Source organism: Streptomyces sp. NPDC002209 (genome assembly GCF_042890265.1).
In the GTDB taxonomy this organism is placed as follows: Bacteria; Actinomycetota; Actinomycetes; order Streptomycetales; family Streptomycetaceae; genus Streptomyces.
Window position 1 is genome coordinate 1 of sequence record NZ_JBIARX010000015.1, and the last position, 12,367, is coordinate 12,367.

Genomic DNA, 12,367 nt, shown 5'->3' on the forward strand with positions numbered 1-12,367 from the left:
CCCGAGTACGTCCAGTACTCGGGCGCCCCTCCGCCTTGCGATGCACGGCACCGGACGACGCGGGCTTGACCGGCAAGATCCGAAAGAGACGACCTGGGCGTGGAGCCTTGCGGGGCTCCGGCGGGGCTCCGGCGGCGTGTCAGCGGCGCGTCAGCGAAACGTGGGTGTGCCACGCATACTCGACCCCTTTGAACTGTGACGCCGCCCGGCGAGCGCCAGACGAGGGGGAGTGGATGAGCGTCGCCATGACCGTGGTCATCGCGCCCGGCTTCGCCCCGGCGCTGGACCTGCGCGGTCCCCTCGATCAGGACGCCCTCGCGGCGGCCCTCTCCGCGCTGCCCTCGGGCACCCCCACCCTGCGCCGCCACACGGCGACGCACCACACCCTGCACCTGCCCCCGCAGCACTCCCCGGCCGGCACGGTGGCCGATCTGCTGACCGCCCCCGGAGCCCGGTCGCGGAAGACGCCCGCGCAGGCGAAGGCGCCGCGGACCGCGTGGGAGAGCCTGGCCCCGGAGGAAACCGGCGGCCAGGACGCACCCGGCCCCTTCGACAGCCCGGCCGTGCATCCCGTGGGCGGACTCCCCGCGAGCGCCCGCCAGCGCGACGTGCTCCTCGACGTCCTCGTCGGCAGGCCCGGCGCCGGCCTGCACATCGAGCAGCTGCACTGGCGCTGGTACGGGCCGCTGGACACCGGGCGGTTCCACGCCGCCTGGAAGGCCGTCTTCCTGCAGGAGCCCGTGCTGCGGGCCGCGTTCACCGACCGCGCCCGCACGGACGGCCCCGGGACCGCCCCCCGCGTCGCCGTGCACCGCCAGGCCTCACCGCAGCTCGTCCGCCACCACCACGGATCCGCCGACTGGCACTCCCTGCTCGTGAGCGAACGGCTGCGCGCCTTCGACCTGCACCGGCCCGGGCTGCTGCGCATCGCGCTCCTTGACGAACAGGCCGGACCCGCCGGGCCGACCCGCATCCTGCTCACCTACCACCACGCCATGCTCGACGGCTGGAGCGTGCGCCTGCTGCTGCGCGCCTTCTACCGCGCCTACCTGGCCGAGGGGCGCACGATCGGCGGCGAGCGCCGCCCCGATGTGCGCGACCACCTGCGCTGGCTGGGCGACCAGGACCTCACCCCGCCCCGCGACTTCTGGTCCGCCGCCACACCCCCGGCCGGCTCCCGCACCCTGCCCGGCCCGACCGCGGCCGGGCTGCCCGCCGGCGACGGCGCCCGCTGGGGCCACGGGCTCGCGCGCCAGCGGCTGACCCCGTACGAGGCCGCCCGGCTGCGGGACTGGGCCGCCGGGCTCGGCGCCACGGAGAGCACGGCGCTGCACGCGGCCTGGGCACTGCTGCTGTACCGGGACGGCGGATCGGGCCCGGCGCCCGCGCCCGTCGCCTTCGGCATGGCCGTCTCGGGCCGCGGCATCGCCCTGGAGGGCGCCGCGAGCATCCCGGCCCCGCTGCGGGGCGCGCTGCCCGTCCACGTCGACGTGGACCCCGAGTCCCCGATGGAGCGACTGCTGGCCGACCTGCGCGACCGGGCCCTGGGCGCGGCCGCGTACGAATGGGTCTCGGCGGGCCAGGTCCACCAGTGGAGCGGGCGGGCCGTCCCCGACGAACTCACGGACTCGATCGTCGCCTTCGAGGCCCCGCAGGGCCCGCCGCCCGCCCCGGACGGCCGGGACCCGCTCTGGACCGAACTCGACGCCGAGGGCGTCCGGGTGGACCTCCCGCAGGCCGTGGGCCCGCACACGCCCCAGCCCATCGCCGTCAGCGCCCACCACGACGCCGAGGGCGCCCTGCTGCTGACGGCGGTCAACGACCGGACCCGGATCGCGGATCCCGAAGCGGCCGCGGCGCTCGCACGCACCGCGCGGCTGCTGCGCGAGTTCCCGGTGCTCGTCGACGGCACGACCAAGGTCGGGGAGGTCCTGCAGATCCTGGCCGGCCTGCCGGTGCCCGGGCCCGTGGCGCCCGCCCCGGTCCCGCCCGGCGGCGGTCTGCGCACGCTGCGCGCGGCCGCGCGGCCCGACGCCGGCACCATCCTGCTCGTACCGCCGCCGGCCGCACCCGAGGCCTGCTACGACGCCCTCGTACAGGCCTATCGGGGCCCGGAGGCGCTCACCACGGTCACCGCCCCGACCGACACGGCGGCCTGCCTGGCCGCCGTACGGCCCGCGCTCGCGGCCGGCGAACCGCTGCTCCTCGGCTGCTTCTCCGGAGGCGGGAGCGTCGCGTACGAGGTGGCCCAGCGCATTGCCGCGCACGGCTGGCTGCCTCCGCTCGTGGCCATCGCGGGCACGGCGGACGGGAGTTCCGCCTCGGTGCGCGACCTCGCACGCACCCTGCAGGCCGCGGCCGGCCGGCCGGGCTGAATCCGCTGGCCCACTCGGCGCTCGGACCGGAGCGGCGCCCCCGGTCTGGGCGCGCGGCCGTGACACCCTCCGGTCCGTCGGCCCCGTGCCGTTCCTGCGGGACTTCTCGAGCGGCGTTCGAAGATTCCTTGAGCCCCACCGCGGACCGTGTGCACAGCAGCCGTCACCCCCGGGCAGCGGCACCCCGCTGCCCCACACCCCGAGCAGAGCCGAGGAGAGCGACCATGGTGACCTTCCTCAACGAGCCGACCGTGCACGGTGACACCGACGAGCGCCCTGCCCCGAAGGGCCGCCGCGCGACCACGGAGGCGGTGCCCGGTGTCCGATGAGCGCTCCTCGGGCAGCCTGCTCGCAGGACCGGGTGCCGCGCCGCCGAGGGCCGCAGGACGCTCCTGTGCCGCTCCGTGCCCGGCCGACCGGGCCGGCCCTGCACCCGGTGCACCGGCGGACCAGGCCGTGCTGTTCACGGCTGACGGCCCGCTGCTGCCCGGCCTCGGCCGGGACCTCTACGGCACCTTCCGGGCCTTCGCCACGGCGTGGAACGAGGTCGCCGAGGCACTGGACCTCTGGCTGCCCCTGCCGCTGGCCGCCGTCGTGTTCGCCCCCCGGGAGGGGGTGGACGCCGCCCTGATCCGGGACGCCGCCTTCGCCCAGCCCGCCCTGTTCGCCTACCAGGTCGCCCTGTTCCGGGTGTGGGAGTCCTGGGGTGTGGAGGCGCGGGCCGTGGCCGGACACGCGGTGGGCGAGATCTCCGCGGCGTACCTGGCCGGCGTGCTCGACCTGGACGACGCGGCGCGCCTCGTGGTCGCCCGCGGACGGCTCTCCACCTGCGAGGCACCGCACAAGGCCCGGGCCGCGTCCGAGAAGCGGTTCCTCCGGGTGGCCAAGGGCTGCCGCATCAACGCACCCGACCTCACCCTGATCTGCGCAACGACCGGCGACCTGCTCGGTCCCCGCACCGGTGAGCGGACCCTCACCGCCGAATACTTCCTGCGCCAGGCCCTTGCGACACCCTCGCCCGCGGCCGCGCAGAGCGCCCTCGAAGCCGCCGGATTCCACCGCACCCACCCCTGCGGACCCGACGCGCGAAGCACCGCCCTCGGCAGCGAAGTGGACTCCGTGCTGGCCTCTCTCGGCCGCCTCCACGACCACGGCCACCCGATTTCCTGGCCCATGGTCTTCGCCGAGGCCACGCCGCCGGCCTGAGGCCGGCCGACCACCGGAAGCCGCCGCTCCCGGCGGCTTCCGGCAACTCCCGTGTCCGGCTGTACGAAGGCTCGAGCGGCTGTCGAGCGAGTCCCGTGAGGCTAAGCAGCCTCGACACCCGTGCACACGGACGGACCAGCCCCGGACCACCAGCAACGGCGAGTCCCGCGACGAAGGAGCTGATCCCGCGACCATGGCCACCACCGAGATCCACGCGGACCCTGCCACCAGACATGCCGAGCCCATCGCCCCGCTGCGCCGCGCGGCGCGGCTCGAGGCGCAGCTCGGCGACCCGTACGACCCTGCCAACCCGCACGGTCTGGGCGCCCTCTTCGCCGCCGACGAGCGGCGCGAGCCGCCCGAGGCCACCGAGCAGCTGCTCACCGAGGCCGGCCTCGGAGCCGAGTTCGTGCCCGCCGAGTACGGCGGCCGGCTCACCCGCGCCGACCACCTGGCCAAGGTGCTGCGCCCGGTCTTCCGCCGGGACCTCGCCCTCGGCTTCGGCTTCGGCATCACCTCGCTCTTCGCCACCTCCGCCGTCTGGGCGGCGGGCACCGAGGCCCAGCGCAGGTTCACCGCCGACATGCTGCTGGGCGGCGGCCGCGCCTCGATCGTCCACCACGAGATGGCGCACGCGAACGACATCCTGCGCGACGAGTTCACCGCCGGCGCCGCACCGGGCGGCGGCTACGAGCTCAACGGCCGCAAGGACGTCATCATCAACGCCGCCCGCGCCCAGGCGTACGTGGTCTACGCGCGCACCGACCCGGCCCGCACCCCGTACAGCCACTCCGTGCTGCTCGTGGACCCGGCCGAGCTCCGCGGCATCAACCACCTGCCCCGGGTCCCCACCACCGGCATGCGCGGCAACCTGTTCTCCGGGCTGGAGTTCACCGACTGCGCCGTCCCCGGCGATGCGCTCGTCGGCCGCCCCGGCGAAGGAGTGGCCCTCGCCCTGCGCACGTACCAGGTCAACCGCTGCGTCATCGCCTCGACGGCCGTCGCGGCCGTCGACACCGTCCTGCACTCCGCCGTACGGGCCGCGACCACCGGCCGCAGCCGTCCCCTGGCCCGCCGCTGGCACAAGCCGCTCGCCGGGGTCTTCGCCGACATGCTCGCCTGCGACAGCATGGCCACCGTCGCCCTGCGCGCCCTGAGCCTGCTGCCCGAACGCACCCATGTGCTCGCCGCCGCCGTCAAGTACGTGGTCCCCGACCTGCTGCGGGAGGACCTCGAGGAACTCGCCACCGTCCTCGGCTCCCGCGGCTACCAGCGCGGCACCCCGGCCTACGGCGCCCTCGACAAGCTGGGACGCGATCTGCCCGTGGCCGGCCTCGGGCACGCGGGCACCGCCGCCTGCCAGGCCGTGATCGTCCCCCAGCTGCGCACCCTCGCCGAACGCGCGTGGTTCCGCGAGGAGGAGCCGCCGCCCGAGCTGTTCCGCACCGGGGCCGCGCTGCCCGCCCTCGACTACCGGCTGCTCGGCATCGCCGACGGCGGCGACTTCCTCGCCGCCTCGCTCGTCGAGTCCGCCGCGCGGCTGGCCGGGGTACGCGGGGTCGGGGGCCAGCTCGCCGTCCTCGCCGACCTCGCCGAGGGGTTCGTCACCGAACTGCGCGCCCTGCGCGAACGCTGCCGGGCGATTCCCGCCCACGGCACCCCCGCGACCCTGTCCGACCCCGCCCTGTGCGTGCTCAGCGACCGCTACGCCCTCGTCCTCGCGGCCGCCTCGGTCCTCGGCACCTGGGAGGGCCAGGACGGCAGCGATCCCTTCCTGGCTGCCCCCGCCTGGGCGGTGCTCGCGCTCTCCCGGCTCGGCGGCCGGCTCGGCATCCCCGTGCCGGATCTGCCGGACGGCTGCCTCGAGCAGGTACTGGAGGAGCTGATGCGCCGCTACCGCTCGGGCCGCAGCTGCGACCTCGACGCGACGGAACTCGCGCAGTGACCCAGCCGCCCCGCCTCGGCACGGCAGCCCGGCATCCCGTGTTCCCCGTCCGGTACATCCCGTACGACCGGCACACCCGGTACACCCAGCACACCCAGCACCAGGGGAGGACAGCCCGATGACGGACGACGCGCAGCGCATCACCACTCCGGTCCACGTCACCGGACCGGCCGGTCCCTGGCAGGAGGTGGAGGACGGCATGGCCCTGCGCGGGAACGCCTCGGTGTTCACCACCTGGGGCGAGTGGCTCACCGCGGCGCTCGCGGAACCCGCGCTGCGCCCGCTGCTCGGCCGGGACTGGCTGCGCTACCGGCAGACCGTCGACCCGACGATCCGGTACCGCTTCGTCGCCTCCCGGCTGGCGGTCAAGTACACGGCGGCGGCCGCGCTCGGCGTCGACCCCGCCGACCTGGACCTCGCGTACAAGATCGGCGGCCGACCGTACCTGCGCGGCTTCGACCAGATCGACGTCAGCCTGACCCACACCGACGACCTGATCGCCGTGGGCATCAGCCGCACCGGCCGGATCGGCATCGACACCGAACCCGTCGACCGCAGGCTCTCCTTGCGCCTCCTGCAGGACCAGGTGCTGACGGCCGGGGAGCAGGCCGAACTCGCGGCGCTGCCCGAGGCGGAGCAGTCCGCGGCGATGCTGCGGCTGTGGACCCTGAAGGAGGCCTACACCAAGGCGCTCGGCCAGGGACTGCGGCTGGGCTTCTCCGAGTTCGGCTTCGCGACCGGCAGCGGGGGCGACGCGGGCCTGCTCGCCCCGGACGGCACCCCCGCGGCCCGTGGCGAGTGGGCGTTCGGCACGTACCCGGTGCTCGACCGCTACCTGGTCAGCATCGCCTGCCACGACACCGGCCTGGGCACCTCGCGCGACACCGCCGTCTCGACGATGCTCGACGAGGGGTTCCTGACGACGGTGGCAGGCCTCCTCGAACGGGCCTGACACCGCGGGCGGCACCACCGCTGCCACACCATCGCTGTAGGCGCGTCCGAGTTCTCCGGAGGAGAGTCGGTCCTGCGGCCGGCACCGGTCAACCCCCCGGCCGGGAGCGTGCCGCTCCTCTTGCCCCGCTGCCCGAACACCCACGCCCGGGCAGCGGGGCACAGGCATGTCCGGCCCCGCCCCGCCCGCTGCGCGAGCGGCCCCGTACGGAATTCGAGCCGGGCTGTAGCACCGCGGTCGATGCTGGACGACGAGACACCGGCCGGACCCGGTGCCTCTGTGTCGAAAGGGCCCGTATGAGCATCGTCGAGGAAAGACCACTGGAGAGCGTGCTCGCACCGGACGACGGGCTCACTCCCCCGCCCTCCGCCCGCCACCACGAGGACGGCGTCCGCTTCGCGTCCCTGCGCGAGCGCACGGCGGAACTGCACGCAGTTCGCGCGCTGGCCGAGGCCGGCCCCGGCGAACGGGCCACCGCCGCCCAGCACGCCAAGGGCAAGCTGACCGCGCGCGAGCGCATCGAGCTCCTGTTCGACGAAGGTACGTTCAACGAGGTCGAGCAGCTCCGCCGGCACCGCGCCACCGGCTTCGGCCTGGAGGACAAGAAGCCCTACACGGACGGAGTGGTCACCGGCTGGGGCAAGGTCCACGGCCGTACGGTCTTCGCGTACGCCCACGACTTCCGCATCTTCGGCGGCGCGCTGGGCGAGGCCCACGCCGAGAAGATCCACAAGCTGATGGACCTGGCCGAGGGCGTCGGGGCCCCTGTCGTGGGCCTGTGCGACGGCGCCGGCGCCCGCATCCAGGAAGGCGTCACCGCACTCGCCGGGTACGGCGGCATCTTCCAGCGCAACGTCCGCAACTCCGGGGTCATCCCGCAGATCTCGGTCATCCTCGGCCCCTGCGCGGGCGGCGCCGCGTACTCGCCCGCCCTCACGGACTTCGTCTTCATGGTCCGCGGCACCTCGCAGATGTTCATCACCGGCTCCGACGTCGTCCAGGCCGTCACCGGTGAAACCGTCACGATGGAGGACCTCGGCGGCGCCGACAGCCACGTCGGGGCCTCGGGCGTGGCCGCGTTCGCGTACGACGACGAGCAGAGCTGCCTCGAGGACGTACGGCACCTGCTGTCGCTGCTGCCCTCCAACAACCGCGAATCCGCTCCGGCCGGCGACCTCGAGGACCCGGTGGACCGGCGCTGCGAGCGCCTGTTCGACGTGGTCCCGGGCAAGCCCACGCAGTCGTACGACATCCGCGACGTCATCGAGGAGATCGCCGACCACGGGGACTACTTCGAGGTCCACGCCCGGTGGGCCCGCAACGTCGTCTGCGCCCTGACCCGCCTCGGCGGCCAGGTCGTCGGCATCGTCGCCAACCAGCCGGCCCACCTCGCGGGCGTCCTCGACATCCACGCGTCCGAGAAGGCGGCCCGCTTCGTCCAGTTCTGCGACTCGTTCAGCATTCCGCTGGTCACCCTGATCGACGTACCCGGCTTCCTGCCCGGCGTCGACCAGGAGCACAACGGCATCATCCGGCACGGCGCGAAGCTCCTGTACGCCTACTGCAACGCCACCGTGCCGCGCATCAGCCTCATCCTGCGCAAGGCGTACGGCGGTGCGTACATCGTCATGGACTCCCGCTCCATCGGCGCGGACGTCGCCCTGGCCTGGCCCTCGAACGAGATCGCCGTCATGGGCGCGGAAGGCGCGGCCAGCGTCATCTTCCGCCGCGAGATCAACGCCTCCGACGACCCCGAGGCCACCCGCGCGCAGAAGATCAAGGAGTACCAGGCCGAGCTGATGCACCCGTACTACGCCGCCGAACGCGGCCTCGTCGACGACGTCATCGACCCGGCCGAGACGCGTACGCGCCTCATCTCCACCCTCGACATGCTGCGCACCAAGCACGCCCAGCTGCCGAGCCGCAAGCACGGGAACGTTCCGCTGTGACCGCCGACGACAGGACCGCCCTGGCACTGGCGGCGATGCGCATCACCAAGGGCAACCCGTCGGCGGAGGACGTCGCGGCCCTGGCCGTGCTCCTGGCCTCCCGGATCCGGCTCCGGCACGAGACGCAGGCGCAGGCCCCGCAGGCGGAGGCCAAGGTGGAGAAGCTGCCCCTGCGCCCCCGGCCGTCCTTCATCGCACCGGGCGCCTGGGCCTCGTAGGCCCTTCCCCACCGTCCTCGATCAGCGCGGCGATGCCGTCCAGGATCCGCTCGAGCCCGAACTCGAGCGGATCCTCGCCGTGCGGGGCGAAGGCCCCGCCCGCGATGGCCGCGGTCAGCGCCGGGAACCGGTCGCCGTGCCGTTCCCACACGTCCGCCGTGAGCCGGTTCCACTCCTGACGGCCTTCCTCGTCGTCGTCGACGAGCTGCTGCGCCAGGCTGCGGACGTGGCCGACGACGAGCAGGAAGGCCGCGTGCTGCTGCGCGTAGGGCAGCCCCGTCCCGGACAGCGCGGCCAGGGCGGAGTCGAGCCAGGCCAGCTGACGGGGCCCCATGAGCTGGCGGCGCATTCCGGTGGCGGCCACCATCCACGGCCGGCGCCGGTACTGCTCCCAGCACGCACGCGCCCACGCGTCCAGCTGCGGACGCCAGCCCCCCGGCGCGTCGGCGACGCCGGGAGCCGGTCCGAAGGCGGCGTCGACCATCAGGTCGAGCAGCTCGGCCTTGCCGGGCACGTAGCGGTACAGCGCCATGGTGGTCACGCCCAGGCGCGCGGCGACGGACTGCATGGACAGCGCGTCCAGTCCCTCCGCATCGGCGATGGCGAGGGCGCCGTCCACGATCCGCTCGACGCTCAGCGAAGGCTTCGGGCCGCGCTTGGGCTGCCCCTGCTCGCCCCACAGGAGCGCCAGGCTGACCGCCGGATCGCGCTTCTCGTCCCTGCTCCTGGCCATGAGGCCCCGCTCCTCGCATCGCTGCGCACCGGACCCGTTGACGGCACGCCCTGGAACTGTATATAACATAAACGAAATCGCTTATTGCATACGCAGTTCTCTCGCAGTCCTGAGGAGTCGCCATGCTCGCCACCGTCCTCGCAGCCTCCATCGCCCTGCTCGCGACGCCCGCCGCCGGCCTGCTGGGTCACCGCGCCGTGCGCCGCGCCGGCAACGCCCGGCTCCTGCGCATCGAGGGGCCGCGCGGGATCGACGAACAGCGCTTCGTCCGGATCGGCGGCATCGAGCAGTGGATCTCGATCCGCGGCGAGGACACGGCCAACCCGGTGGTGGTCGAGCTCCACGGCGGCCCCGGCGCCTCCCACTCGATCTTCGCCACGCGCACCCGGTCCTGGGAGGAGCACTTCACTGTCGTGCGCTGGGACATGCGCGGCGCGGGCAAGACCTTCGGCCGCTCCGGCCCCGGAGGCCAGGGAGAGATGAGCTTCGCCCGGCTGTACGAGGACGCCCTCGAGGTCACCCGCTACGCCCGCGAGCGGCTCGGCGCCGAGCAGGTCGTCCTGGTCGCGAGCTCGCTCGGCAGCGTCTTCGGCCTGCGCCTGGCCCGCAGCCACCCCGAGCTGTACTCCGCCTACGTCGGCACCGACCAGAACATCCTGGACGCCGGCCGCGACACCTCCGTCCACGAGGCGCTCCTGGCCCGGCTGCGCGCGGCCGGCAGGCACAAGGACGCCGCCTCGGTGGCGGCGATGGGCGGCGGCCCGCACCCGCTGACCGCCGACCAGCGGGCCACGTACGACAAGCTGTCCGTGGCCTCCGATCCGCTGACGCTCGACACCCTCAAGAAGGTCGTGCTGGGGTCGCTGTGGTTCTCGCCGCTCCACTCGCTGCGCGAGCTGGGGCAGTACTTCGCGGGCATGAAGTTCTCCGCGCAGCTCACCCCCGCCCTGGCCGCGTTCGACGACCGGGCCGACGGCACCCGCTTCGAGCTGCCGTTCTTCGTCTTCCAGGGCGACCGGGACGTCATCACCCCGGCCGGACGCGCCCGGGCGTTCTTCGACGAGGTCGAGGCTCCGGTCAAGGAGTTCGCGCTGATCGAGGACGCGAGCCACTTCGCCTCGTTCCGCCACCCGGACCGGTTCCTGCACCTGATGCTGACCCGGGTCCGTCCGGTGCTGGCCGGGGCCGCGCACACCTAGGACCGCGTGCGCTACCAGGGCAGCGGACGGCCGTCGCGGAAGAAGCCGCCGGTGGGCCCGGAGTCCGGGAGGGTCGCGGCCCAGACGATCCCCGCCGCTCCCTCCCGTACGGGACGGCCGCCCGGGCCGCCCATGTCGGTCGCGACCCAGCCGGGGCAGACGGAGTTGACCAGGATGCCGTCGCCGCGCAGCTCGGCCGAGAGCATGCGGGTGAGGGCGTTCAGCGCCGCCTTGGAGGCGGTGTAGGCGGGGGTCCCGCCGCCCATGCTCGTCAAGGACGCGGCTTCGCTGCTGACATTGACGATCCGCCCGTGCCGGCCGGCCCGCAGCAGCGGGAGGAAGGCCTGCGCGGTGCGCCAGGGACCGTACAGGTTGGTGTCGGCGGCCTCGGCGACCACATCGAGGTCGGCCGTTGCGGCACGCTGCCAGGTGTCGTACGCGATGGCCGCATTGTTGACCAGGACGTCGAGCCGCCCGAAGCGTTCGCCCGTCTCGCGCGCGGCCTGCTCGGCGCTCGCCCGGTCCCGCACATCGAGGGCCATCGGGTGGACGTCCCCTCCCGCGGCACGCAGCTCCGCCGCGGCCTCCTCGGCAGCGGGCAGGGAACGGGCGGTCAGCAGGACGGTGTGCCCGAGCGCGCCGAGCTGCCGGCACACTTCCCGTCCGATGCCCCTGTTGCCGCCGGTGACCAAGGAGACGGTCCGCTCGCCATCCGTCATGCCGCTCCCTCCTCGGTTCAGCCGCGCCCGTCTACGTTCAGGGGGTCACAGTCCGAGGGAGATGGCCAGTCGGGTCAGTTCGGCGGTGCTGTTGATGCCCAGCTTGGCGCGGATGCGGCGGAGGTAGGCGTCGACGGTGTGCTTGGAGAGTCCCATGTGGCGGGCCGTCTGCACGTAGGTGCGGCCGGCGGCGATGTGGCCCAGTGCCTCCTGCTCGCGCGGGGCGAGGGACAGGGCGGCGGTCTCGGTCTCGGTCTGCGGGGTGGTGAGGGTGAGGCTCATGGGATTTCCCTCCGACGGATCGGATCGGTCATCTCTGCTCGCGCCCTCGGAAGCAGGTGGACATGTGGTCGAATGTCCGGTTTGTCCTGCTAAAAATCCTGCGCTCGCACCTTCACGACGGTGTCCGTCGACTGTCACGGGCGTGTGACAGGGCCCGTCTGCAGTGCAGCGCCCAGCATGGCGCCGAGGAGGTCGGTCTCCGGGAGCAGCGTGGCCTCGATCCGGTCGTCGGTGCAGCCGGCCAGGGTGAGCTCCTGGATCCGCCGGAAGAGCAGGCGGTCCGCCGCGGCGATCAGGGCTGCGGCGGCCCGGGGTGCGATGGCCGGGGCCTGGTCCGGGGCCGCGGCCGTCAGGGCTGCGGCGAGTGCCGCCTCCCGCTGGTCGTGCAATTCGCGCAGCCGGGCGGTGAGGGTGGGGCTGTCGGCGACCATGCGGGCGAACGCGGGGCCGGTGAAGCCGACGACGGGGTCGTGCTCCAGCAGGGCGGTGCGGAACGTCCGGCCCAGGGCGGTGAGCGGCTCTTCGCCGGGCTCGCGTTCGGCGACGGTCCGGGCCAGGCCCTCGGTGAACACCTCGTGGTGGTCGAGGGCCAGGTCCTCCTTGCGGGCGAAGTAGTTGGTCACCGTCTTCTTGGCCACGCGTGCCGCGGCGGCGATCTCGGCGATGGTGGTCTGCTCGAAGCCCTGCTCGATGAAGAGCCTGGTCGCGCAGTCGGAGATCAGCTGCCTGGTCTCCTGCTTCTTGGACTCACGGAGCCCCATCTCGGTAGCCATGGGGAAATCTTACATC

General features: G+C 73.8%; 11 protein-coding genes. 7 read left to right on the forward strand and 4 right to left on the reverse strand.

Annotation, left to right across the window (positions count from 1 at the left end):
• Positions 1-233 precede the first annotated feature (233 nt).
• The 6 genes from ACFYXK_RS25560 to ACFYXK_RS25585 all read left to right on the forward strand — a co-directional run bounded on the left by ACFYXK_RS25560 (position 234) and on the right by ACFYXK_RS25585 (position 8,645).
• On the forward strand, positions 234-2,375 hold the full coding sequence (locus ACFYXK_RS25560) for a condensation domain-containing protein (protein WP_389413201.1): 2,142 nt from the start codon (positions 234-236) through the stop codon (positions 2,373-2,375).
• A 456-nt stretch (positions 2,376-2,831) separates the two neighbouring features.
• Positions 2,832-3,581 (forward strand): acyltransferase domain-containing protein, encoded by a 750-nt coding sequence (locus tag ACFYXK_RS25565; protein WP_389413202.1) that lies wholly within the window; start codon positions 2,832-2,834, stop codon positions 3,579-3,581.
• A 193-nt stretch (positions 3,582-3,774) separates the two neighbouring features.
• Positions 3,775-5,526, forward strand: a complete 1,752-nt coding sequence (locus ACFYXK_RS25570; RefSeq protein WP_389413203.1) for an acyl-CoA dehydrogenase — start codon at positions 3,775-3,777, stop codon at positions 5,524-5,526.
• 118 nt (positions 5,527-5,644) lie between these two features.
• The gene (locus tag ACFYXK_RS25575; RefSeq protein WP_389413204.1) at positions 5,645-6,478 is read left to right on the forward strand and encodes a 4'-phosphopantetheinyl transferase family protein; all 834 of its coding nucleotides are present in this window, start codon (positions 5,645-5,647) and stop codon (positions 6,476-6,478) included.
• Positions 6,479-6,774: 296 nt separating this feature from the next.
• Complete coding sequence (locus ACFYXK_RS25580; protein ID WP_389413205.1) at positions 6,775-8,427, forward strand: acyl-CoA carboxylase subunit beta; 1,653 nt, start codon at positions 6,775-6,777, stop codon at positions 8,425-8,427.
• Positions 8,424-8,645: an acyl-CoA carboxylase epsilon subunit gene (locus ACFYXK_RS25585; RefSeq protein WP_389413206.1), complete on the forward strand. Its 222-nt coding sequence runs from the start codon at positions 8,424-8,426 to the stop codon at positions 8,643-8,645. Before ACFYXK_RS25580 ends, ACFYXK_RS25585 begins: the two co-directional genes overlap by 4 nt.
• Here ACFYXK_RS25585 and ACFYXK_RS25590 read toward each other — a convergent pair.
• Positions 8,617-9,378: a TetR/AcrR family transcriptional regulator gene (locus tag ACFYXK_RS25590; protein WP_389413207.1), complete on the reverse strand. Its 762-nt coding sequence runs from the start codon at positions 9,376-9,378 to the stop codon at positions 8,617-8,619. The two genes, ACFYXK_RS25585 and ACFYXK_RS25590, sit on opposite strands and share 29 nt — an antisense overlap.
• A 122-nt stretch (positions 9,379-9,500) precedes the next feature.
• Here ACFYXK_RS25590 and ACFYXK_RS25595 point away from each other — a divergent pair, with 122 nt between their 5' ends.
• Positions 9,501-10,577, forward strand: a complete 1,077-nt coding sequence (locus tag ACFYXK_RS25595) for an alpha/beta fold hydrolase (RefSeq protein WP_389413208.1) — start codon at positions 9,501-9,503, stop codon at positions 10,575-10,577.
• Between the two features lie 11 nt (positions 10,578-10,588).
• Here the strand turns inward: ACFYXK_RS25595 and ACFYXK_RS25600 are convergent, their stop codons facing one another.
• From ACFYXK_RS25600 to ACFYXK_RS25610, 3 genes are all read right to left on the reverse strand, one after another.
• Complete coding sequence (locus ACFYXK_RS25600) at positions 10,589-11,296, reverse strand: SDR family oxidoreductase (protein WP_389413209.1); 708 nt, start codon at positions 11,294-11,296, stop codon at positions 10,589-10,591.
• Positions 11,297-11,341: 45 nt separating this feature from the next.
• On the reverse strand, positions 11,342-11,578 hold the full coding sequence (locus tag ACFYXK_RS25605) for a response regulator transcription factor (RefSeq protein ID WP_389413210.1): 237 nt from the start codon (positions 11,576-11,578) through the stop codon (positions 11,342-11,344).
• Between the two features lie 134 nt (positions 11,579-11,712).
• The gene (locus tag ACFYXK_RS25610) at positions 11,713-12,339 is read right to left on the reverse strand and encodes a TetR/AcrR family transcriptional regulator (RefSeq protein WP_389413301.1); all 627 of its coding nucleotides are present in this window, start codon (positions 12,337-12,339) and stop codon (positions 11,713-11,715) included.
• Between the last annotated feature and the right edge of the window lie 28 nt (positions 12,340-12,367).

Coding starts and splice junctions, on each gene's coding strand:
- ACFYXK_RS25605 (WP_389413210.1), bottom strand. CDS start 11,578: ATGAGCCTCACCCTCACCACCCCGCAGACCGAGACCGAGACCGCCGCC.
- ACFYXK_RS25600 (WP_389413209.1), bottom strand. CDS start 11,296: ATGACGGATGGCGAGCGGACCGTCTCCTTGGTCACCGGCGGCAACAGG.
- ACFYXK_RS25610 (WP_389413301.1), bottom strand. CDS start 12,339: ATGGGGCTCCGTGAGTCCAAGAAGCAGGAGACCAGGCAGCTGATCTCC.
- ACFYXK_RS25580 (WP_389413205.1), top strand. CDS start 6,775: ATGAGCATCGTCGAGGAAAGACCACTGGAGAGCGTGCTCGCACCGGAC.
- ACFYXK_RS25570 (WP_389413203.1), top strand. CDS start 3,775: ATGGCCACCACCGAGATCCACGCGGACCCTGCCACCAGACATGCCGAG.
- ACFYXK_RS25595 (WP_389413208.1), top strand. CDS start 9,501: ATGCTCGCCACCGTCCTCGCAGCCTCCATCGCCCTGCTCGCGACGCCC.
- ACFYXK_RS25590 (WP_389413207.1), bottom strand. CDS start 9,378: ATGGCCAGGAGCAGGGACGAGAAGCGCGATCCGGCGGTCAGCCTGGCG.
- ACFYXK_RS25560 (WP_389413201.1), top strand. CDS start 234: ATGAGCGTCGCCATGACCGTGGTCATCGCGCCCGGCTTCGCCCCGGCG.
- ACFYXK_RS25575 (WP_389413204.1), top strand. CDS start 5,645: ATGACGGACGACGCGCAGCGCATCACCACTCCGGTCCACGTCACCGGA.